General features: G+C 45.3%; 24 protein-coding genes. All 24 read left to right on the forward strand.

What is annotated here, in order from left to right; translation table 11 throughout:
- Positions 1-19 precede the first annotated feature (19 nt).
- The 24 genes from ACQ76V_RS10515 (at position 20) to ACQ76V_RS10630 (ending at position 20,797) form a co-directional block, all read left to right on the forward strand.
- The gene (locus ACQ76V_RS10515; protein WP_441000457.1) at positions 20-2,659 is read left to right on the forward strand and encodes a heavy metal translocating P-type ATPase; all 2,640 of its coding nucleotides are present in this window, start codon (positions 20-22) and stop codon (positions 2,657-2,659) included.
- Between the two features lie 124 nt (positions 2,660-2,783).
- A complete protein-coding gene (locus ACQ76V_RS10520) occupies positions 2,784-3,971 on the forward strand; it encodes an Lnb N-terminal periplasmic domain-containing protein (RefSeq protein ID WP_441000458.1) in 1,188 nt (395 codons plus the stop codon).
- Between the two features lie 260 nt (positions 3,972-4,231).
- Positions 4,232-4,555, forward strand: a complete 324-nt coding sequence (locus tag ACQ76V_RS10525) for a hypothetical protein (RefSeq protein WP_441000459.1) — start codon at positions 4,232-4,234, stop codon at positions 4,553-4,555.
- A gap of 138 nt (positions 4,556-4,693) precedes the next feature.
- Positions 4,694-5,191 carry a DUF411 domain-containing protein gene (locus ACQ76V_RS10530; RefSeq protein ID WP_441000460.1) on the forward strand — a complete coding sequence of 166 codons (498 nt, stop codon included), beginning with the start codon at positions 4,694-4,696 and terminating at the stop codon, positions 5,189-5,191.
- 8 nt (positions 5,192-5,199) lie between these two features.
- Positions 5,200-5,487: a hypothetical protein gene (locus tag ACQ76V_RS10535; protein WP_441000461.1), complete on the forward strand. Its 288-nt coding sequence runs from the start codon at positions 5,200-5,202 to the stop codon at positions 5,485-5,487.
- Between the two features lie 116 nt (positions 5,488-5,603).
- Positions 5,604-6,158 carry a TlpA disulfide reductase family protein gene (locus tag ACQ76V_RS10540; RefSeq protein ID WP_441000462.1) on the forward strand — a complete coding sequence of 185 codons (555 nt, stop codon included), beginning with the start codon at positions 5,604-5,606 and terminating at the stop codon, positions 6,156-6,158.
- Between the two features lie 30 nt (positions 6,159-6,188).
- Positions 6,189-7,985, forward strand: coding sequence for a cytochrome c biogenesis protein CcdA (locus ACQ76V_RS10545; RefSeq protein ID WP_441000463.1), 1,797 nt, complete (start codon positions 6,189-6,191; stop codon positions 7,983-7,985).
- 209 nt (positions 7,986-8,194) lie between these two features.
- Entirely contained in the window at positions 8,195-10,234 is a 2,040-nt protein-coding gene (locus ACQ76V_RS10550; protein WP_441000464.1) for a heavy metal translocating P-type ATPase, read from the forward strand.
- Positions 10,235-10,247: 13 nt separating this feature from the next.
- Positions 10,248-10,589 (forward strand): P-II family nitrogen regulator, encoded by a 342-nt coding sequence (locus ACQ76V_RS10555; protein ID WP_441000465.1) that lies wholly within the window; start codon positions 10,248-10,250, stop codon positions 10,587-10,589.
- A gap of 91 nt (positions 10,590-10,680) precedes the next feature.
- On the forward strand, positions 10,681-11,067 hold the full coding sequence (locus tag ACQ76V_RS10560; protein WP_441000466.1) for a DUF302 domain-containing protein: 387 nt from the start codon (positions 10,681-10,683) through the stop codon (positions 11,065-11,067).
- A 44-nt stretch (positions 11,068-11,111) separates the two neighbouring features.
- On the forward strand, positions 11,112-11,594 hold the full coding sequence (locus ACQ76V_RS10565; RefSeq protein ID WP_441000467.1) for a hypothetical protein: 483 nt from the start codon (positions 11,112-11,114) through the stop codon (positions 11,592-11,594).
- 2 nt (positions 11,595-11,596) lie between these two features.
- On the forward strand, positions 11,597-11,812 hold the full coding sequence (locus ACQ76V_RS10570; RefSeq protein WP_441000468.1) for a hypothetical protein: 216 nt from the start codon (positions 11,597-11,599) through the stop codon (positions 11,810-11,812).
- Positions 11,813-11,827: 15 nt separating this feature from the next.
- Positions 11,828-12,016 (forward strand): hypothetical protein, encoded by a 189-nt coding sequence (locus ACQ76V_RS10575; protein WP_441000469.1) that lies wholly within the window; start codon positions 11,828-11,830, stop codon positions 12,014-12,016.
- A gap of 15 nt (positions 12,017-12,031) precedes the next feature.
- Positions 12,032-12,331, forward strand: a complete 300-nt coding sequence (locus ACQ76V_RS10580; RefSeq protein WP_441000470.1) for a DUF5676 family membrane protein — start codon at positions 12,032-12,034, stop codon at positions 12,329-12,331.
- Positions 12,328-13,413 carry a site-2 protease family protein gene (locus tag ACQ76V_RS10585; RefSeq protein WP_441000471.1) on the forward strand — a complete coding sequence of 362 codons (1,086 nt, stop codon included), beginning with the start codon at positions 12,328-12,330 and terminating at the stop codon, positions 13,411-13,413. The genes ACQ76V_RS10580 and ACQ76V_RS10585 overlap by 4 nt, the downstream gene beginning before the upstream one ends.
- A 113-nt stretch (positions 13,414-13,526) precedes the next feature.
- Complete coding sequence (locus ACQ76V_RS10590) at positions 13,527-13,742, forward strand: SHOCT domain-containing protein (RefSeq protein ID WP_441000472.1); 216 nt, start codon at positions 13,527-13,529, stop codon at positions 13,740-13,742.
- A 17-nt stretch (positions 13,743-13,759) separates the two neighbouring features.
- Positions 13,760-14,788, forward strand: a complete 1,029-nt coding sequence (locus tag ACQ76V_RS10595) for a type II glyceraldehyde-3-phosphate dehydrogenase (protein ID WP_441000473.1) — start codon at positions 13,760-13,762, stop codon at positions 14,786-14,788.
- Positions 14,789-14,841: 53 nt separating this feature from the next.
- The gene (locus tag ACQ76V_RS10600) at positions 14,842-15,507 is read left to right on the forward strand and encodes a methyltransferase family protein (RefSeq protein WP_441000474.1); all 666 of its coding nucleotides are present in this window, start codon (positions 14,842-14,844) and stop codon (positions 15,505-15,507) included.
- A gap of 28 nt (positions 15,508-15,535) precedes the next feature.
- Positions 15,536-16,393: a restriction endonuclease gene (locus ACQ76V_RS10605; RefSeq protein WP_441000475.1), complete on the forward strand. Its 858-nt coding sequence runs from the start codon at positions 15,536-15,538 to the stop codon at positions 16,391-16,393.
- Positions 16,390-16,722: a glutaredoxin family protein gene (locus ACQ76V_RS10610; protein WP_441000476.1), complete on the forward strand. Its 333-nt coding sequence runs from the start codon at positions 16,390-16,392 to the stop codon at positions 16,720-16,722. Before ACQ76V_RS10605 ends, ACQ76V_RS10610 begins: the two co-directional genes overlap by 4 nt.
- 11 nt (positions 16,723-16,733) lie before the next feature.
- Positions 16,734-18,263, forward strand: coding sequence for a glucoamylase family protein (locus ACQ76V_RS10615; protein ID WP_441000477.1), 1,530 nt, complete (start codon positions 16,734-16,736; stop codon positions 18,261-18,263).
- Positions 18,264-18,315: 52 nt separating this feature from the next.
- The gene (locus ACQ76V_RS10620) at positions 18,316-19,239 is read left to right on the forward strand and encodes a c-type cytochrome (RefSeq protein ID WP_441000478.1); all 924 of its coding nucleotides are present in this window, start codon (positions 18,316-18,318) and stop codon (positions 19,237-19,239) included.
- Positions 19,214-20,071 carry a patatin-like phospholipase family protein gene (locus ACQ76V_RS10625; RefSeq protein ID WP_441000479.1) on the forward strand — a complete coding sequence of 286 codons (858 nt, stop codon included), beginning with the start codon at positions 19,214-19,216 and terminating at the stop codon, positions 20,069-20,071. The genes ACQ76V_RS10620 and ACQ76V_RS10625 overlap by 26 nt, the downstream gene beginning before the upstream one ends.
- Before the next feature lie 21 nt (positions 20,072-20,092).
- Entirely contained in the window at positions 20,093-20,797 is a 705-nt protein-coding gene (locus ACQ76V_RS10630; RefSeq protein WP_441000480.1) for a hypothetical protein, read from the forward strand.
- Positions 20,798-20,829 lie beyond the last annotated feature (32 nt).

Here is a 20,829-nt window from a genome sequence, read left to right on the forward strand (position 1 = left end):
TTTTAAAGAAAAACGAACTATGGAAAAACTGACCTTAAACCTCCCGGTACTTCTGCCTGACATTCCGGACGTGAAGGATAAGTGTGTGACCAGGCTGATCAGCACGCTGGAAGGCCGGGAGGGCATTCTTCGAGCACACATTAAAAGCAATGGGGAACCGACATCTCAACTCTGTATTCATTTTGAACCGGATGTCATTTCGCTGCATAGGATCAAAAACCTTGCCCGGCAGGCAGGGGCCCAACTTCACGATACCTTTGGACATCTGTTAGTTGAGGTCAGCGGTATCCGTCATCCACGTCATGCTCGTACCGTTACCCGGCGGCTGCAACGGCTGGAAGGGGTAGTGGATGCCTATGCGGGAGCCACAGGGTGGGTACGGATTGAGTTCAACCGCTCCATGATTACAAAATACAATATTCTTGAAATGCTGGAGGCAATGAACCTGCCGGTCAAACAACGGGCCAACAGTTATCAGGATAGTATTACCCTGGTTGATGGTCAGCCTGAGAGTTCCAAACAAGACCAAGAGCAGCAAAAAGGCTCCGGTGAACATGAAGAGACAAGTGAATCCAAATATGAAAGCCATCAACATAAAGAATTAGCGGAAAAAGATGATGAACATCCCAAAGATAAGCACGATCATGGCCACAATGACGCAGAGCATACACATAAGCATGAAGAAGATGAAGAATCACACGAGCATGCCCACGATCACGATCACGGCGGCATCTTCGGAGAAAAAACCGAGCTGATCTTCTCGCTGATCTGCGGCGGTCTGCTTACCACAGGTTTCGGCCTCTCCTATGTGAGCACCGTGCCCGGCTGGGTTTCGCTGGCGCTGTATATCGGCTCCTACTTCTTCGGAGGATACTATCTTGTGCAAGAAGCATACACCGAAGTTAGAGCCGGAAACTTTGAGATCGACTTCCTGATGCTGATTGCCGCGGTCGGCGCGGCCATTCTCGGCGAATGGGCAGAAGGAGCCCTGCTCTTGTTCCTTTTCAGTCTGGGGCATTCGCTTGAACATTATGCTATGGGCAGAGCGCGGGACGCCATCAAAGGGCTAGCTGATTTGGCACCTAAAACCGCGCTTCGAAAAACGGATGGAGCTACTGAAGAGGTACTTGTTGAGAAGTTGCAGGTCGGGGATATTATTGTGATCAAGCCCAACAGTAAGATCTCCGCCGACGGAGTGATTATCAATGGAGAAAGCAGCGTCAACCAAGCACCCATCACCGGAGAAAGCGTTCCGGTTGATAAGATGGAATATGAGAATCCTGAATCTATCGACGAAGATGTAGATTCTATTAAAGATAAATACCGCGTATTTGCCGGAACCATCAACGGAAACGGCAGCCTCGAAGTGAAAGTGACCAAACTGGCTAAAGACTCCACACTTTCTCGACTGATCAAGCTGGTTAACGAAGCCGAAGCCCAGAAATCGCCCACCCAGCAGTTCACAGACAAATTTGAAAAGTATTTTGTACCTGCGGTATTAGGATTGGTCGTATTGCTGAATTTTGCTTTCTTGGTCATTAATGAACCATTTTCGGCCAGCTTCTACCGGGCGATGGCTGTACTGGTTGCCGCCAGTCCCTGCGCGCTGGCCATTTCTACCCCCAGCGCGGTACTTAGCGGTGTAGGACGGGCTGCCCGTGGCGGCGTGCTCATTAAAGGCGGAAGACCTCTGGAAAACCTTGGTATCCTCAAAGCGCTTGCTTTTGACAAGACGGGAACCCTCACGGAAGGAGAGCCCAAACTTACTGATGTGATCACTTTTGAAGGAGCGGATGAGCAGGAATTACTACGTACCGCTGTTGCCGTAGAAGGTCTTAGTGACCATCCATTGGCCGATGCTGTTGTACGTGATGGTAAGCAACGGTTAGATGGGATTGATTTACCGGAAGCTGAAGATCTGGAATCGATCACCGGACGTGGAGTGAAGGCCAAGCTAAATGGTTCCACGGTACATATCGGCAATGCGGAATTGTTTGAAGAGGCCGATGGCATAAAACTCTCTGATGATCTCAAGCAAAAAGTAGAAAAACTGGAGGGCGAAGGGAAAACAACCATGATCGTTCGCAATGGGGATCGATATCTTGGAATGCTGGGGCTCATGGATACTCCCCGGGAAGATGCCAAGGATGTTATTCAAAAACTGCGGAACATGGGGTTGACCCATTTGATTATGCTTACCGGCGACAACCAGCGGGTAGCAGACGCTGTTGCTAAGGAGATCGGTATCGACGATCCCAAAGGTAATTTACTGCCCGAAGACAAAGTGGAAGCGGTCAAAAAGCTGCGGGAAAGCGAAGGGCATGTAGCCATGGTGGGCGACGGAGTAAACGACGCCCCGGCGATGGCCAACAGCACCGTAGGCATTGCCATGGGTGCTGCCGGTTCGGATGTGGCACTAGAAACTGCCGACGTGGCCCTGATGGCCGACAAAATTTCCGTGCTGCCCTTCGCCATTGGGCTGAGCCGCAAAACCAAATCGATAATCAAGCAAAACCTGTGGATTAGCCTGGGCATGGTTGCCATTCTGGTACCGGCTACAATTCTCGGCTTGAGTATGGGATGGGCCGTCATTGGTCACGAAGGGTCGACAGTAGTTGTGGTATTTAATGCGTTGCGGCTGCTTGGATATAAGGCATAATACAAAGCAAATTTGAACTTGGATGGGAAGAGATAAAAGTCAACGAGAAGAATCGGTTTGGCTACCGAGATTTTCTTTTTGTTCTTATCTCTCATCAAACTTTTGTAAGCCTTTGCTAGTTTTGTTGGTTTGGGCCATAGCTAATGCAACCGTTTCAAAAGCACAATCAATCTCTCTTTCAGCGGATTCACAAGTTAGTCTCATTACGGCCGCTCCGGGAGATCAGCTTTACAGCCTTTTTGGGCATACGGCCTTACGGATCTACGATCCCAAAACCGGAATTGATCGTACCTATAATTACGGTACGTTTGATTTCGATGCCGAAGGTTTCTATTGGAAATTTGCTTTGGGCAACCTTCGGTACTTTCTTTCCACCACAACGTTTGAAAATGCGAAGAAAGCATATCTAAGAGATGGGCGTATCATCACCGAGCAGCGGCTAAACCTAAGCCCGGAGCAAACCCAACAACTGTTTCGCTATTTGCAGACCAATGCCCGGCCTGAAAACCGGTACTACTCCTACAAGTTCTTTTATGACAACTGCACCACGCGGGTATATGAGGCCCTTAACGCAGTCATCGGTGATTCGCTGTGGTTCAAAAAGCCCCTAAATCCGGCAAAGAATAGTTTTAGGCAGTTTATTAATCCCTACCTGGAACCGGCTCCCTGGGTCAAATTGGGTGTTAATCTGGTACTGGGTCTTCCAGCCGATGAAATTCCTTCAGGATCAGAAACGCTATTTTTACCCAATTTTCTCAAAAAACGTTTTGCTAATGCCAAAATTCAAAATGGTGACAACTCTGTCGCCCTGGTTGATAATCAAGCAATTTATACTCCCTCTAATAAAGCTGCCCTCAACCCGCCGCTTTTAACTCCAAATCTTGTATTCTGGTCGTTGTTTGTTCTTGTGATACCTCTTGGAATTGCCTTCCCTAATAAGCAATCCCTATGGCGTTGGTTTGATCGTGTGCTCTTTGGGATTGTGGGCGGGATTGGATTTCTTATCCTCATTCTTTGGCTGTTTTCCATTTATCCGGCTACCACATGGAATGCCAATATAGTATGGACATTAATAGGCCCCATAATTCTATATGTAGTTATCTATAAAAGGAAACACCATCCACAAACATGGAAGCTGATTGAACTGGTCACCTTGGGTATTATCTTAATAGCTTTGACATTTTTCTTAATTCACCAAGGTATTCCTCCTACCATCTATCCCGTATTGGTTCTCTTAATTTTTAGGGGATGGATATATTTTCTCATGAGTAGGCCAAAGTATGCCACGATATTAGAAATCAACCAAAATTAATGATACCCAGGTAGGAAGTTTTAAGAAACCCTATTCCATAATTCTCTCCTGAACTAATACCTAACAAATATGATCTATTGTCCCCTTAATTTATTATGGTCACCTAGTTTCTTATCTTCTTGTAGTTATTTTGTAACTAAAGTAAACTATTGAAAGAAAACATCAGGAAATACCGTCATGCTATATTGTTGTTGCTGATTACGTTTGTAGCAAATATAGTTTTGCCTTCTGCACTTCATGCGGTTAACCTGTTCTGTCAAATGGCGACCACACCACAACTTGTGGTCAATGTTTCTAATGAGTCTGTTGAATGCTGTCCTGAGATTAAAGATAGTTCGTCTTATACAGATCAAATAGACAGTTGTACATTCAGGGCAGTTTGCCAGCAATCTTTCTCCCATTCCTTTATCGACCTGACGAGCCTGTTGCCCATAGAAAAGTTGTTTGCCAAAGCTATCTGGCCGGCTCAAACGGTTTCCAATCACATACAGGATAACGGACTATTCAATTACCTTTCGCTGAACATCTCGTTATCTTTTTCTACTCCTCCGATCTTCTTGATAAATAGCACCTTCCTGAATTAACAACCCTCCTTTAAGGGGTATTATTTAGCGGGGCTTTCAATTCCAGTGTCTCCACTCTCCTTCACTTTGTTTTCTAAGTAAGTAGTATCCAACCCGATATCACTTTTTTAATTCTATTACCATAAATATTCTATCATAATGACATACAAAATTACACGATCATATTTCCTGACAGTTCTCGTACTGATTAGCGGCATTATTGGCTGCTCTCAGGAAAAACAACATAAAACCAATACAGAAGATGTAGCCCTCGCGCAATCCGAGTCGGTCAATGTGACTATGTTCAAAAATCCGAACTGTCAATGTTGTTCCAAATGGGCCACTTATATGGAGCAAAACGGATTTTCGGTGACAGAACAGCCGACGGATACGCTTGCCTCCATTAAAAAACAAAAAGGTATTCCGGACAAACTCAGTGCCTGCCACACTGCAGTCGTTGAGGGCTACGTAGTAGAAGGTCATGTGCCGGCCAAAGCGGTTCGGGAACTGCTTAAAAAACAACCCGGCGCCAAAGGTATTGCCGTACCCGGCATGCCGGCTCAATCCCCAGGTATGACAGAAGAACCCGGACTAGTTGACGTATACTTTTTTAATGGACCCGACCAAGTCGCTTATTTTGGAAAGATCAAACCATAAGTAACGCTATGACATCCAAAAATAAATACAAATACCTGTTTATACTGGGAGTACTCATTGCTGCCGGCTTTGCACTGGCTGATTCTCTGGGCTTTTTTAACCCGAAACCTTATACGGCGGTAAATCATGGTTCGCATAATCATTATGTACCGGATGACCGGGATCCGAATGTGGGTATCAATAAATTTCCCATGGAAGAACCCGGACCCAGAGAGGTAATTACGCCAACAGGCCAAATCGTTCTGAAGAGTAAGTGGAAGTCTCGAAGAACGGATACGGAAACGCAACAACCTTGAGATCAACAAGTAGATACCACCTCTCGTCTAGCCCCTTCAATAGGGAAATGTGTAAGAAATAATTACTCAACAGGAAAACTGGTAAAATCATGAAATACGTTATCTACTTAGCTTCATTGCTAATTTTCACAGCTTGTGGAGCCAAACAAAACAATACTCCTCAACAGCAGGCCCAAAGTAAAAGTACAACCGAACCTGTTAAACGGCTTGACCCCGCTTCGGCTCCGTTGTATCCGGCCCAAAAAGAGGCGCAGCCCACGGACTTTGAAGTAGATCTTCTGAGTGGAGAGACTTTTCGCCTTTCCAATCAAAAGGGAAAAGTCGTACTGATGAATATCTGGGCCACCTGGTGTGCCCCATGCCGAGAGGAAACGCCTGAGCTGGTTGATTTGTATGAAAAATATAAAGACGAGGGTTACGTCACTCTCGGGGTTTCCATCGACGAGCAGGGCGAATCGGTGGTGCGTCCGTTTATGGAGGAATATGACGTAACGTATCCAATGTACATCGACACCGATGGAACTGTAATGGAAAAATATGGCCCGACCATGGGTATTCCGACCACTTACATTATCGGCCGGCAAGGCAACCTGCGCTATTTTGCGGTCGGAGCGGTTACGAAAAAAGAGTTGGAACCGAGAATAAAAGAATTACTAGCAGAAGAAAGCTAACTTCTAACTATTGAAATTGTCTAGGGTCTTATGAAGGTACATCAATTCATACTTTCTTCACTGGCAATCCTCTTTTTATTCGGGATTGGGAGCAAAATTTCTGCCCAACCAGCAGGAAGTGCTGGAAAAGTGGAGGCAGAGGTCAAACTTTCTCAAAATGTAGTTCCGGCTGGAGATACGGTTGCTGCTGCAGTGGTAATGAATATCGAGGAGAGATGGCACGTAAATGCCCACGAGCCTACCCTTGATTATCTTATTGGCACGGAATTAAATATCAATGATCAAACCGGGCTTACAGTATCCGAAATACAATATCCGAAGTCGGAGCGGTTTAGCTTTGCTTTTGCCGAGGAACCACTGGATGTGTACCATGGAAATGCACCTATATTTGTCACACTGAAAGCTTCTTCTGAACTGGAGCCTGGCACCTATACGCTGAACGGCAGCCTGCGTGTGCAAGCCTGTGACGACAAGTCTTGCCTGCCGCCATCCACCATCGATATTTCCATACCGGTTGACGTTACAGCGACCAATACCGGTTTCCAATCCATCAATCAAAAACTTTTTTCTGGAAATGCCGGGGAATCCATAAGCTCATCCTCTGCCTCACTGAGTGACAATTCTATAGCTTCCATGTTTGACGAGCGCGGGTCTATTTTGGCCTTCCTCGGTATTTTCCTGATCGGGCTGGCGCTGAATCTTACGCCGTGCGTGTATCCCATGCTCTCGGTTACGGTGTCCCTGTTTGGCGGACGAGCTGACCAGCAAACAAATACCCTGCAGTCTTTTGGAATGGCTTCGATCTATGTGCTGGGCATCGTAAGTATGTACAGCGTACTCGGAGTAGCCGCTGCCTATACCGGCAGCCTGTTTGGAAGCTGGCTGCAGAGTTCGGTAGTGTTGGGTGCCGTCGGTATTATTCTGTTGACAATGGCGTTGAGCATGTTCGGGCTGTACGAGCTACAGCCACCACAGTGGGTGCTCCAAAAACTTGGTGGTTCCCAACAGGCTGTCGGACCGACAGGTCTTTTTCTTTCCGGTATCATGGTGGGCATTTTTGCCGCGCCCTGCATCGGTCCGCCGGTTATTGCGCTGCTGACCTTCGTAGGTGCACAAGGCGATCCGTTGTTCGGCTTCTTTACTTTTTTTGTTATGGCCGTTGGACTCGGACTACCTTATCTCATCCTCGGTACCTTTAGCAACCTGCTTTCCAAGCTGCCGAAATCCGGCCAGTGGATGGTATGGGTGAAAAAAGTGTTTGGTGTTGTGTTAATCGGTGCCGCTTTGTTCTTCCTGGCACTAGCATGGTTCCCCAAATACGTATTGTACACCCTGCCTCCAACATTGATCCTAGGCGGCATTTATCTTGGTTTCTTGGAGTCCTCGGGACGTAGTTTAAAGATATTTTCGCGCGTGAAGCGCGTAGTGGGTATCGCCGGTATGATCGGCGGATTGCTCGTGATCATGAATCTAGCCAAGCCAACGGTAGACTGGGAGACCTACAGCCCGGACAAACTGGAGACCGCGGCTTCTGAAGACATCCCTGTCGTGCTTGACTTTACGGCCGACTGGTGTGTACCCTGCTTGGAACTGGACAGGATCACTTTTACCGACCCGGAAGTTATCGCGGCTTTGCAGTCGTACCGGACGATCAAGGTAAATCTTACCGATTATGAGTCGGCCGAGTCCGAAGCGCTCCGCAAAAAATTCGGTGTGGCTGGTGTACCCACGATTGTTTTTCTGGATGATGAGGGAAATGAAATTGAAGAGGCCCGGATAGTTGGGTTTGTAAATGCCGAAGAATTTCTGAATCGAATGCCTGAATAAATCAACCCATTCTCACCCGTATCGGGCAATCAACTCATTCACTAAATCGACCAGATCAAATTATTAAGTGTGTCCAGCACAAGGTAATTGCCACTTTTAAGAAAATAATAAGCTTTTTAAGCTTAATTTAAGCCTACCTTTCCTATAATACCTGAAAACTAAAGCCCTACAATCTATTGGGTATTCAAAAACAGCTTAAGGATGGTATTATGGAACACACTGATCACTCTCATGCTCACCAAAATGAGCATCAACATCATCACGATCACAAAAAAGACAAACACTCCGGCGGGCATGCCGAGCACCATGCCCACATGGCCGAGGATTTTCTAAAACGGTTTTGGATATCCATTGCTCTAACTATTCCTATCCTGATTCTTTCTCACATGATACAGGAATTGCTGGGATTAGGGGATGCCCTCCAGTTTACAGGTGACACCTATATCTCATTTGTACTTTCGAGTGTCGTCTTCTTTTATGGCGGCTGGCCATTTTTGAAGGGACTCTATGATGAGCTGAAAAAACGCCAGCCGGGAATGATGACCCTAATTGGTGTTGCCATTACGGCTGCTTACGTATATAGCACCCTGGTAGTCTTTGCGGTAGAAGGACAAGTTTTCTTCTGGGAACTTGCTACCCTCGTGGATATCATGCTGATCGGCCATTATATCGAGATGAAGTCGGTGATGAGCGCTTCACGTGCGTTGGAAGAGCTGGCTAAGCTCATGCCGTCGGAAGCCCACGTTGTCCAAGATGATGGTTCCACAAAGGATGTCCCTCTGGAAGAGTTGCAAAAAGGATTTAAAGTGCTGGTCAAACCCGGAGAAAAGATTCCGGCCGACGGACTGGTAATTGACGGTAAGTCATCGGTTAATGAATCACTGATGACGGGAGAATCGAAGCCCGTGTCCAAACAAAAAGACGACGAAGTAATCGGGGGATCCTTAAATGGAGAAGGGTCGCTGACTATTGAAGTAAATCGGACGGGTGAAGACTCGTTTCTCTCCCAGGTCATTGACCTTGTTCGACAAGCACAAGAAAGCAAATCACGTACCCAGGATCTGGCTAATCGCGCCGCATTTTGGCTGACCATCATTGCGTTAGGTGCTGGTACGCTTACTTTCTTTGCGTGGACCTTCTTTACCACCGAAGATTTTGTATTCGCCCTGGAACGCACTGTTACGGTCATGGTTATTGCCTGTCCGCATGCGTTGGGACTGGCCGTACCACTGGTCGTAGCCGTTTCCACCAGTCTGGCCGCACAAAACGGGTTCCTGATCCGCAACCGTACCGCTTTTGAAGAAGCCCGTAATCTCGGAGCCATTATCTTTGATAAAACGGGGACACTTACCCACGGTGAATTTGGAGTAACGGACGTCCTGTCGTTCAATGGCTTTGAAAATAAAGATGAACTGCTGAAACTGGCTGGTTCGCTGGAGCAAAACTCCGAACATCCCATTGCCCGCGGTATCGTAAAAGCTACCGACGGGTTGATGAAAGTAGAGGAGTTTAACTCTATTACAGGAAAAGGAATTGAAGGTCGCGTGGATGGCAAACAGGTCAAAGTGGTAAGCCCGGGTTACCTGCGTGAAAATAACATTACCCATCCAACCGAACAGTATGAGCAGCTTTCAGGACAGGGCAAAACCGTCGTGTTCGTCATTATTGACGACCAACTGCAGGGAGCGATTGCCCTAGGCGACAGTATCCGGGAAGATTCCCGAGAGGCTATTCAAAGCCTCCACGATATGGGTATCCAGTGTATCATGCTTACCGGCGATAACCGGCAAACAGCCGCCTATGTAGCCAACGAGCTCGGACTGGATGACTTCTTCGCAGAAGTGTTGCCCGAAGAAAAAGCTGCTAAAATAAAAGAAGTACAACAGCGCGGACTCAAAGTGGCCATGACCGGCGACGGTGTTAATGATGCACCGGCTCTGGCACAGGCCGACGTGGGAATTGCTATTGGAGCGGGTTCTGATGTGGCTGTAGAAACCGGGGATATCATCCTTACCCAAAGCAATCCCAAAGATGTAGCTTCATTAATTGCACTTGCAAAAGCGACATACAAGAAAATGGTTCAGAACTTGTGGTGGGCTACGGGATACAACGCCTTTGCGATACCGTTGGCTGCAGGGGTTTTATACACCTACGGCATTATCCTAAGCCCTGCCCTTGGTGCTGTGTTAATGTCGCTTAGTACGGTGATCGTGGCTATTAATGCCCGATTCCTTAAAATTGAACGCTAAATCCGAGGTTATTATGAAACTTGTCAAAGCGTACATCCGACCCATGTTACTGGAAGATGTATATACGGCACTCCGAAAAGAAGGCTACTGTTGCATGACTGTTTTCGAAGGTGAAGGCACAGGTCGATTTAGCGACCCCAATGATCAGCATGGATCCCTTAACTTCCCGGCCATGCATACGCATGTTGCAAAGGTTGAAATTGCAGTGGAATCAGACGATGTAGCTACAGTTATCGACATTATTAAGAAGCATGGGAAAACGGGTCACAAAGGAGATGGTATACTCTTTGTCTGCCCCATAGAAAAGGTAACAAGAATTCGTGACGGTAAAGAGGGTGCAACAGTTCTTAATTAACTCTTGCGCACTTTAAGGTTGCTTTAAGGGAGGTTGTTGTATGTTACAGTAGAACATCAAAACCCATTGAATCTTAAAAGACCAAAACACTATGGAATATTTCACTTCACAGAAAGTCGATCTCTCCTATGATAAGGCCATAGAAAAAGTAACCGGCCTACTCAAAGAAGAGGGATTTGGCGTGTTAACGGAAATTGACGTCAAGGATACCCTGAAAAAGAAGCTGGATGTAGATTTTAAAAAGTATAAAATCCTGGGCGCCTGTAATCCAAACTTTGCCCACAAGGCGCTGCAGGCGGAAGACAAGATTGGCGTGATGCTGCCCTGTAACGTCATTGTAGAAGAAAATGAAGATGGCACGGTAGAAGTTTCGGCCGTCAACCCTGTGGCTTCGATGCAAGCCGTATCCAATGATGGGCTTCAGCCTATTGCGGACGAGGTCCGAAAGAGATTAGAAAAGGTAATTAGCAACTTATAATAAAAAATTAAACTGGAATTTAATCCAAATTAAAGGTGACTACTATGAAACGATTAACAATGATTCTATCCTTCATGCTACTCATTACAACCATGGGTATGGCCCAGCAGAAGCAGGGAGATATGACGCAAAAAAGGCAACAGATGATGGAAATGATGCAGGACTCCACCATGCGTGCCATGATGATGCAGCATATGGCCCAGAATCCTCAAATGCGGCAACAAATGATGCAACAGATGATGGGTTCGATGAACATGGACAGTACCATGATGATGGGCAATATGCAAAAGATGATGGATGATCCCCAGATGAAGGAGCGCATGCAAAAACACATGGACATGATGCAGTCTATGATGGATGGCAATATGAATCACTCTAAAATGATGGAGATGATGGGCGATTCATCCATGATGAAAATGCATATGAAGTGCATGCAGATGATGCAGGGTAACATGATGGATGGCCAGGGAATGATGAACAAAAAAGACGGCATGAAAGGCAACAGCCACGAGCAACATCATAACTGATCATGGACTGGCTAAACGCTCTAAATACTCATTGGGCCCCGGTACTGTGGCTACTTCTTGCCGGGGTCTTTCTTCTGATCTGGTATCTTGCTCTGCGCGGCAAGCACCGGCTTGAAATCAGAAATGCAACCGTCGAAGTTAACCGGAGACGATTTCAAACCGGTGAAATATCAAAAGAAGAGTTCAACAGGCTCAAAAGCTCACTTACCAACAACTAACCATATCACATGAAAATGAGCAAGCATACCCTTTGGATGATTATTGGATGTGGTGTTCCACTTCTGCTTCTGTTTTTCGCCCCAATGCTGGGGCTGAGCAGTAACGTATCCATCTTTCTGTTTATCGCAGCGATGTTTGCCTGCCATATCCTGATGATTGGTCACCACGGAAAAGGATCCAAACATCAAGATCACCAACATTAAAATTCGGAGGTCACTATGAAAACACTAAACATCAAAAAAATGGGGCTGGCCATTGGCACAACCGGCGCTGTTCTTTATATCGGTTGTATTATCCTAATGGTTTCGGTGGGAAGAGAGGGAACTATTTTCTTCTTTAACAGCCTTTTGCATGGACTGGATGTAGAACCCATAATTCGTATGAGTGTCCCGCCATTGGATGCATTTTTTGGGATCATACAAACCTTTATCCTGGGTTGGCTGGTTGGTGCATTAATAGCGGCTATATACAATATTGGATTGGGTGCGGATGAACAGGTGGAAAGTAATCCATCATGAAATGGTCGCTATACATCGGCAAACCAGCAGGCATTAAAGTCTTTATCCATTGGACCTTCATCCTGCTGGTCATTTGGCTCTCCTGGATGCACCTGCAACTAGGGCACGGACTTTTTGAAATTATAACAGGGTTGTTCTTTCTGGCCTTGCTGTTTGCTTGTGTTACGCTGCACGAATTTGGACATGCTCTGGCAGCTCGTCAGTATGGGATCGACACACAGGATATCAATTTATTACCCATTGGTGGAGTAGCAAGGCTTGAGCGAATGCCCGAAGATCCCAGGCAAGAATTAGTTGTTGCGGCTGCCGGTCCTGCAGTAAATGTGGTCATTGCCATTGTGCTATTCTTGTTGATAATTGTAACCGGACAGAGCCAATTGGATATTAGCCATCACGTAACGGGGAGTAATTTCCTGTCTGATTTGCTCGCAATTAACATCATTCTGGTCCTTTTCAACTTAATACCGGCATTTCCAATGGATGGAGGCCGCATGCTTCGGGCCTTGTTGGCCTTTAAGATGAAGCGTGCCAAAGCCACCCAAGTTGCTGCCTCAGTAGGACAACTACTGGCCATAGGCTTCATCCTGTTTGGACTTTTTTACAATCCGTTTCTACTATTTATCGGGGTATTTGTATTTCTTGGTGCCGGTGCTGAATCGCGACAGGTTTCTATGGCAGAATCTATGAAACTGATATCAGCAAAAGATGTCATGACCGGAAATTTCCAAAGTATTTCACTGAGTGCCACAGTAGCACAAGCCACTTCTCTGATGCTTGAAAACCAATCCTCAGAACTTGTTGTCACAAACGGAGATCAATTTGCAGGTCTCGTCTCCTATAGATCAGTTATCCAAGCACTTCAAGAAGGTAAATCAGAACAACCAATAATTGATCTAATTCAGGAAGATGTTAAAAGTTTTGAACCCAATTTATTATTGGCTGATGTAATTGATGCCCTTCAATTGGAAGACCAAACCATTTATCCAGTTATTGAAAACGGCAAACTTAGGGGGATAATTACAAATTCCAATCTGAATAAGATACTCCTTGATAAACAGGCAGCCCCACAAATTCAGGATTAAGAAAACTCCTCTTCCAATTTAAGCTTGTTTTAAGGCGTCTGTTCCTATCTTGCTATTAGTTTAAATACAGTGCTGGCTGTATTTACCAACTGTTAATTAAAACATCAGGATTTATGTTTTACGATCATCACTTTATAGGCATGCATTGGATTTGGTGGCTCATTGTGGTTGGGATTATCCTTCTGGTAGTTTTCAATGTCATCCCCTATCGCCCCAAAACAGAACTGGAAGAGAATGCCATGGAAATACTAAAGAAAAGATTTGCCCGCGGGGAAATTGAACGGGAAGAGTTCGAGGAACGGAAAAAAATCTTAAACCAAAGCAATTAAAATTTAAGGCTGAACCTATGAAGAAAATTAAAGTTGCCGTAAATGGCTATGGAGTAATCGGGAAAAGAGTAGCGGAGGCTGTAGCCCTACAGGATGATATGGAGCTTATTGGCATTGGAGATGTAGCTGCCGACTGGCGGATTAAAGTTGCAGCCAAAAAATATAGTGTATTTGCCAATACGGAGGAAGGACGACAAGCCATGGACGATTCCCACATACCCGTGGCCGGCAACCTTGATGATTTAGTATCTATCGCCGATGTGGTTGTGGACTGTGCTCCCAAAAAATTCGGTGCTCAAAATGCTGAAAAATACCGGCAAGCAGGGGTGAAATATATCGTACAGGGTGGTGAAAAACATGAAACAACCGGTCACTCCTTCAGTGCCGAATCCAACTACGACTCAGCGGTGGGAAGAGATTCAACCAGGGTTGTTTCCTGCAACACCACCTCCATTGTGCGAACCCTAGGTGCGTTGAAACGGGCCGGACTGCTCAAGAAAGCGCGTGGCACGCTGCTACGTCGGGCTACCGATCCGTGGGAAAGCCATAAGAGTGGCATCATGAATACGCTGGTTCCCGAACCGGAAATTCCAAGTCACCAGGGGCCGGATGCTCAGAGCGTGGATCCCGAGTTGGATGTAGTGACGGCAGCAGTTAAAGTACCGGAAACACTTTCCCACCTACACTACTGGACCGTGCAATTGACAAAGGAAGCATCCAAAGAGGAAGTGCTGGAAGCGTTTGGCACCTCATCCCGAACCGCTTTTATACGCATGGATGATGAATTATCAGCTAACAATGCAGTGAAGGAATTAATGCTGGACATAGGCCGCCCCCATGGTGATATGTACGAGGTGGCCATATGGGAAGATATGTTGAAAGTGGAGGGAGACGAGCTTTACTACGCCTACCTGGTTGATAACCAGGCCATTGTAATTCCCGAAACCATCGATGCCATTCGGGCACTAACCGGCTTAGAATCCAATCCCGAAAAATCGATAGACAAAACAAATCGATCACTGGGTATTAAGCAACGGTTTATTTAGGAAATGATCCATTTTCATTACCAAAAACTCTTTTAACTGAACGGAGCAATTACATGGAACGAGGAATTGAACATTCAGGAGCCTGGGTTATAGCGCTTTTTGTTATCGTTATTGCTTCTTGGCTATTATACAAGTACATGGCACCCAAATCCTGGCGGGAGTGGGTGGGAGCTGGTTTAATTCAAGGCTTTATCATTGCATTGTATGCAGAGATGTATGGCTTTCCCCTTACTATTTATTTGATGGCGCGATTCTTGGGAATTGACAGCGGGTCTGTAGATGCCAATCTCTGGTCCACAATATTAGGTATGGGGCAGACCGGCATGATGATCTCAATGATTCTGGGCTATGCCCTGCTTTTTATTGGCTTCGGAATTTTTATCCAGGGCTGGCGTCAGCTTTACCATGCCAAGCAGGAAAACAGGCTGGCAACCGACGGATTATACAGCCTGGTCAGACATCCCCAATACACTGGATTGTTTATCGGGCTTTTTGGAGAGGGGGTCATTCACTGGCCGACTATATTTTCCGTTGGTCTGTTTCCGGTGATCGTAATCGCTTATGTCCTGCTTGCCCGAAGGGAAGAGAAGAAGGTAATTGAAGAGTTTGGTGAAGAGTATCTCCAGTACAAACGAAACGTGCCGGCCTTCCTTCCGGCGAAAGACAACTGGAAACAGTTTATTCAACGGTCCGGTAATACTGGACAATCAAATTTGTAGTTATTTCAATTCAATAATGGTCTAAAATATGACACCGATCACAGTCACCAAAGCATCCGGAGAAAAAGAATCATTTGATGAAAATAAACTTCGGCGTTCACTCAACAGTGCAGGTGCTGATCAACAAATTATTGATCGAATTACAAATGTAATCAGTGAGATACTCTATAATGGCATTTCCACTCAGGAGATCTATAAAAGGGCTTTTCGACTGCTCAGACAGTATTCCGATCGCTCCGCCGGACGTTATAAGTTAAAAGAAGCATTATTGGAACTGGGACCTACTGGTTATCCCTTTGAAAAGTTTGTTGGCGAACTACTTAAAAGGTTAGGCTACCAAACTGAAACAGGAATTGTTGTGGAGGGCAACTGCGTATCCCATGAAATTGATGTGATTGCTGAGAAGGATAACAAGCATTTCATGATAGAATGCAAATTTCACAACCGAAAAGGGCATAAATGTAATGTAAAAGTCCCCCTTTACATTCAATCACGATTCAAGGATGTGGAAAGAAACTGGAGTAGCCAGCCCGGTCACGAAGACAAGCAACACCAGGGATGGGTGGTAACCAATACTCGATTTACCAAGGATGCCCTGCAGTATGGCAAATGCATCGATCTTAAACTGTTAAGTTGGGACTATCCCCAAAATAATGGGCTGAAAGATCTTATTAGCAAAGTGAATCTCCATCCTATTACTTGTCTTTCAACCCTTAGTAAGAAAGATAAACAGCAGTTGCTTCAGCAGAATATCGTTTTTTGCCAACAGTTATGTGAGAATGATAAGATCCTGACTAGCATAGGACTGGACAGCCGCAAAAAGAATCAAGTGTTGAAGGAAGCCCAGGATATTTGCAATACCAATAAAAATGAGATGACTAAATGAAATACTCTGATAATAACCACCTCGAAAGGGATCCTACTTTAATTATTTACTGCAAGGAATGGTGTGAATACCTCCAGAAATTAGTAAACCTGCTAAGAGAGAAACAACAATCGTTTTCCTTTATCGACTTACGGTTTGATACACAACAAGCAAAAGAGTTGATATCTGAACTGGGAAATCCCTTGATTCTACCAGTACTCTCCTTAAATGAGACCTATCACGAAAAGCCTGCAATTTCGAAAGTCAAAAGTATTTTAGATCGATATCAATGGCGACAACAGGTTGACAAAAAGTATTATCGTACCCTACCAGTCCAAGACCATCAGTAACTACTTTACCTATGGCTACGATAAACGTCACAAAAGCATCCGGAGAACAAGAGCCTTTCAATGAGGCTAAGCTTCGCCGCATGCTGGTTGCTACCGGTGCTGATTCTAAAGTGATTGACCAGGTAATTAAGGCTATAGAGGATAAACTCTATGATGGTATTTCTACCCAAAGGATAACAGAAGAAGCATTTCGCCAGCTTCCAAAAAAATCAGAAAATATTCGATTCGATAAGATACCAACAGAACACGAACCACCTTCCGACTTTGATAGTGAAAGACTGGATAGGTTGCAACGCCACGCTTTCGATTATTTCTTGCATGAAACCAATCCGAATAACGGGCTGGTAGCAGACAATTCACAGTTGGGTTCGCCTGCCAGTATAGCATCGGTCGGTTTTGCACTAGGAGCCTATGTGGTAGGAGTCGAACGCGACTGGATATCACGAAGGGAAGCAATTCAACGTACCTTATCCACCCTGCGCTTCTTTTGGACCAGCGAACAAAGTCCCGCTCCAAATGCTACCGGACACAAAGGGTTCTATTATCATTTTCTGGATATGAAGACTGGGAAACGTGCTGGAAAGTGCGAGTTGTCGACGATCGATACTGGTATTCTGCTGGCTGGCATGCTTCTGGCTGCCACTTTTTTTGACCTCGATACCAAACAGGAACAGGAAATACGTAACCTGGCCGATGACATTTACCGCCGTGTCGATTGGAAATGGGCCTGCAACGGTAAGGCCACAATCACCCACGGGTGGACACCAGAGGACGGCTTTCTGCCATATCGGTGGGAAGGATATGACGAGGCTGGGCTCCTGTACTTCCTTGCTCTTGGCTCTCCGTCCCAACCGTTGCCGAAGGAAAGCTACAAAGCCTGGACTTCTTCCTATGAATGGAAAAAGATATATGGCTATGAATTCATCTACGGCGGACCGCTGTTCATCCACCAATATTCCCATATCTGGATCGATTTTCGTGGTATCCAGGACGCTTTTATGCGAGAAAAAGGAATCGACTATTTTGAAAACAGCAGTCGTGCTACCTATATCCAGCGTGATTACGCCATACGAAATCCATTAGACTTTAAAGGCTACGGGGAAAATTTCTGGGGAATAACAGCCAGTGACGGCCCGGGTTGGAGCACAAAAAAAGTCAACGGCATTGAACGCTCCTTCTTTGGCTATATCGCCCGTGGCGCACCCTACGGACCCGATGATGGCACGGTTGCCCCGTGGGCTGTAGTCGCTTCGCTACCCTTCGCCCCTGAAATTGTATTGCCAACCATCCAAAATTTCCAAGACGTGTATCCCCAGATTACCGGGAAATATTGCCTGAGATGTAGTTTCAATCTTAGTTATCCCAATAACCAAAAAAACCGGGATGGGTGGACGTCTTCCTATCATTATGGTATCAATCTTGGTCCGGTTGTCTTGATGATCGAAAATTATAGGTCTGGATTGATCTGGAAGCTTATGCGTGGATCCAGGCATCTTGTGAATGGATTAAAAAAAGCAGGATTTAGAAACGGATGGTTATGAATCCTATTAAAAGAAGTTTATCATGAATTAACTTTAACTTGAGAAGAGAGTTATGATGAATAAAAAAGACGTTGGATTTTATCTGGTAATAGTAGGACTCCTCGTTTTTCTATCCTCATGTCAAATGGGAGGCTCTGGCTATATGAGTGAGGAACAACGGGAGGAATTAGAAACCGCCTATGATTCTCTGCAATCTAATTACAAAAAGCTGTTGACAAACTATGAAGGCGCAATGGACACTCTGCCGTCTGACTTACAATCGCTCTACAACCAGATGCAGAAAATGCACGATGATATGGATGTCAGTCACCGTCAAATGATGGCTGGCAACATGGGACGTCATATGCAGGGCGATAATATGATGGCTGAAGGCATGGGCATGCACATGCAAAGTCATATGACCGGTGAGTGGTATAGTCAGATGATGGGCATGCATGAGCAAATGGCCCAAATACACCAGCGAATGGGACAACAAGATATGGCCCGGATAAACCGTCATCTCTCCGAAGAGTATGGTAATATGAGAAAAATGATTCCCGGCCTGGATGAGCCCAGCGAGGTGCCTTTTAATGAGGAAGGAGATCCTGCGTTATTAAATGGTGAAAACCTGTATTCTCAAAACTGCGCCTCCTGTCACGGAGGTAATGCCGAGGGTGTATCAGGCGTATTTCCACCACTGGTCGATTCAGAGTGGATTACCAGCGATAAATCCGTTCCCATCCGAATTTTACTTCATGGTCTACAAGGTGAGATTGAAGTACAAGAACAAGAATATCAAGGCAGCATGCCTTCTTTTAAAGCACGGCTCAGTGCAGCAGAAATAGCGGCCATTCTCAATCACCTGCGCGAGGAAAGTGAGGGAGATCAACCGAACATTTCCCAAGAAGACATCATCCGAATTAGCAATACCTACAGCGACCGAGCTACTCCTTGGAATGCAGAAGAGTTGAATGCACAAGAACAAGGCAACCAATAATATGCATGCCGAGTCTAATAAAACAGCACTTGTTCTCTGCGGAGGTGGGGCCCAAGGCGCTGCCGAAATTGGTTTCTATCAAGCTATGGTGGAGCAGGGGGTAAAGCCGGATTATATTATTGGCACTTCAATTGGGGCTATTAACGGGGCTTTCATTGCCTCTGGACTAGATATAAGTCAATTAAAAGAACTATGGAAAGGAATTTCAGAACAGAAACTTTATCGGTTCAACCCGGAGCTTCTATGGAAATGGGGAAATGCTTCTAGTTTATTCAAACCCACAGGTAAAAAGAAATTTCTACAACATCACTTGCCGGTAGATACATTTGAAGAACTTTCGATCCCTTTAACTGTTGTAGCAACTGATCTCCAAAAGGCAAGTTCTACATATCTTGATAAAGGTCCGTTAATGCCCGCCTTAATGGCCAGTAGTGCCCTTCCCGTTTATTTTCCGCCACAAGTGATTAACAACAATCAGTTGGTAGATGGCGGAATTTCCAATAACATACCTATTGACAAGGCTTACGATCTTGGAGCCGATACTATTTATTGCATTTTAAGTGAATGCCGACATCAGTTCAGCAATACCGTAACTGGATTGTTTAACATGATAATTCGCACGGCCCAGGTCAGCCAGCACCAAAAACTTAGAAACGACATTCAAAAAATTGCTGCCAGTACGGAGCTGTATCTCTTGGATCTCTGCATTAATACCCATTTAACAAGTGTACTGGATTTCAGCAAGACCGAAATGATCATTGAAGAAGCGTACCAATTTTCCAGACGAGCCCTGGAACAAGGTTATGGATGCGTACCTTTGCCGATTGAATAACTAAATAACTATACTCGATTAATGCCTGAGAAAAAAACAGAGAACTGCTCAAAACTATTCTTTATCCTGTGTTTGTATATTTTACTTCCGTCATCCGGTTTCGGACAGGATACCCAAATGCTGCTCTTTGAAATTGACGGAAACCAGTACAAAAAATGTAACTATAGCAAAGACGGAGAGTTGGAATCGTACCAAAAGCTGATAGTCGGTTCCATAGAAGAAAAAGCCAATACCTATCGTCTTCCGGTTGAACTTTATTCATACAATGCAAAAGGGGAGCTACAAGACAGCACCAAAACCCTTTATACCTGCCAACCAGATGAACAAAAAGTTTTGCTAAATGTTTTCCCCTTTACAGATTACGGGAAAGGCAGTGAAATCAAGGTCAACCTGTTGGATACGAATGCTTTTTACCCAACGGCTCCCAAGCCCGGATGGGAGATGGAATCTATTGAATTTGCCTTGAATATTGATAAAGGGCTGGTGGGCTTTTTGGGAGGAAAGAGTAAAATTACCATCTACGACCGGCGGGTGGTATCTAACGACACGCTGCAGGCCGGGCAGTATCAAATTAACTCAGATGTAGATCTTGGGGTGTATGTACTCGGCATAAAAGTAAAAGGGTTTGCTTACGGGGTGATTGAAATCGTAGATAAAGAACGGGGAATCATACGCCAAAAACTTACCAGTGAAGACGGGAGTTATTTTATGATACGCTTACTATAAATCCGAATAAAAATAAATTTAATATACAGTCT

This window comes from Fodinibius sp. SL11 (assembly GCF_052060035.1).
In the GTDB taxonomy this organism is placed as follows: domain Bacteria; phylum Bacteroidota; class Rhodothermia; order Balneolales; family Balneolaceae; genus Fodinibius.

What these genes read in the sequence shown, in the direction of transcription:
- ACQ76V_RS10515 (WP_441000457.1), top strand. Translation starts at nt 20, where the DNA reads ATGGAAAAACTGACCTTAAACCTCCCGGTACTTCTGCCTGACATTCCG.
- ACQ76V_RS10525 (WP_441000459.1), top strand. Translation starts at nt 4,232, where the DNA reads ATGGCGACCACACCACAACTTGTGGTCAATGTTTCTAATGAGTCTGTT.
- ACQ76V_RS10530 (WP_441000460.1), top strand. Translation starts at nt 4,694, where the DNA reads ATGACATACAAAATTACACGATCATATTTCCTGACAGTTCTCGTACTG.
- ACQ76V_RS10535 (WP_441000461.1), top strand. Translation starts at nt 5,200, where the DNA reads ATGACATCCAAAAATAAATACAAATACCTGTTTATACTGGGAGTACTC.
- ACQ76V_RS10545 (WP_441000463.1), top strand. Translation starts at nt 6,189, where the DNA reads ATGAAGGTACATCAATTCATACTTTCTTCACTGGCAATCCTCTTTTTA.
- ACQ76V_RS10550 (WP_441000464.1), top strand. Translation starts at nt 8,195, where the DNA reads ATGGAACACACTGATCACTCTCATGCTCACCAAAATGAGCATCAACAT.
- ACQ76V_RS10555 (WP_441000465.1), top strand. Translation starts at nt 10,248, where the DNA reads ATGAAACTTGTCAAAGCGTACATCCGACCCATGTTACTGGAAGATGTA.
- ACQ76V_RS10560 (WP_441000466.1), top strand. Translation starts at nt 10,681, where the DNA reads ATGGAATATTTCACTTCACAGAAAGTCGATCTCTCCTATGATAAGGCC.
- ACQ76V_RS10565 (WP_441000467.1), top strand. Translation starts at nt 11,112, where the DNA reads ATGAAACGATTAACAATGATTCTATCCTTCATGCTACTCATTACAACC.
- ACQ76V_RS10570 (WP_441000468.1), top strand. Translation starts at nt 11,597, where the DNA reads ATGGACTGGCTAAACGCTCTAAATACTCATTGGGCCCCGGTACTGTGG.
- ACQ76V_RS10575 (WP_441000469.1), top strand. Translation starts at nt 11,828, where the DNA reads ATGAGCAAGCATACCCTTTGGATGATTATTGGATGTGGTGTTCCACTT.
- ACQ76V_RS10580 (WP_441000470.1), top strand. Translation starts at nt 12,032, where the DNA reads ATGAAAACACTAAACATCAAAAAAATGGGGCTGGCCATTGGCACAACC.
- ACQ76V_RS10585 (WP_441000471.1), top strand. Translation starts at nt 12,328, where the DNA reads ATGAAATGGTCGCTATACATCGGCAAACCAGCAGGCATTAAAGTCTTT.
- ACQ76V_RS10590 (WP_441000472.1), top strand. Translation starts at nt 13,527, where the DNA reads ATGTTTTACGATCATCACTTTATAGGCATGCATTGGATTTGGTGGCTC.
- ACQ76V_RS10595 (WP_441000473.1), top strand. Translation starts at nt 13,760, where the DNA reads ATGAAGAAAATTAAAGTTGCCGTAAATGGCTATGGAGTAATCGGGAAA.
- ACQ76V_RS10600 (WP_441000474.1), top strand. Translation starts at nt 14,842, where the DNA reads ATGGAACGAGGAATTGAACATTCAGGAGCCTGGGTTATAGCGCTTTTT.
- ACQ76V_RS10605 (WP_441000475.1), top strand. Translation starts at nt 15,536, where the DNA reads ATGACACCGATCACAGTCACCAAAGCATCCGGAGAAAAAGAATCATTT.
- ACQ76V_RS10610 (WP_441000476.1), top strand. Translation starts at nt 16,390, where the DNA reads ATGAAATACTCTGATAATAACCACCTCGAAAGGGATCCTACTTTAATT.
- ACQ76V_RS10615 (WP_441000477.1), top strand. Translation starts at nt 16,734, where the DNA reads ATGGCTACGATAAACGTCACAAAAGCATCCGGAGAACAAGAGCCTTTC.
- ACQ76V_RS10620 (WP_441000478.1), top strand. Translation starts at nt 18,316, where the DNA reads ATGATGAATAAAAAAGACGTTGGATTTTATCTGGTAATAGTAGGACTC.
- ACQ76V_RS10625 (WP_441000479.1), top strand. Translation starts at nt 19,214, where the DNA reads ATGCACAAGAACAAGGCAACCAATAATATGCATGCCGAGTCTAATAAA.
- ACQ76V_RS10630 (WP_441000480.1), top strand. Translation starts at nt 20,093, where the DNA reads ATGCCTGAGAAAAAAACAGAGAACTGCTCAAAACTATTCTTTATCCTG.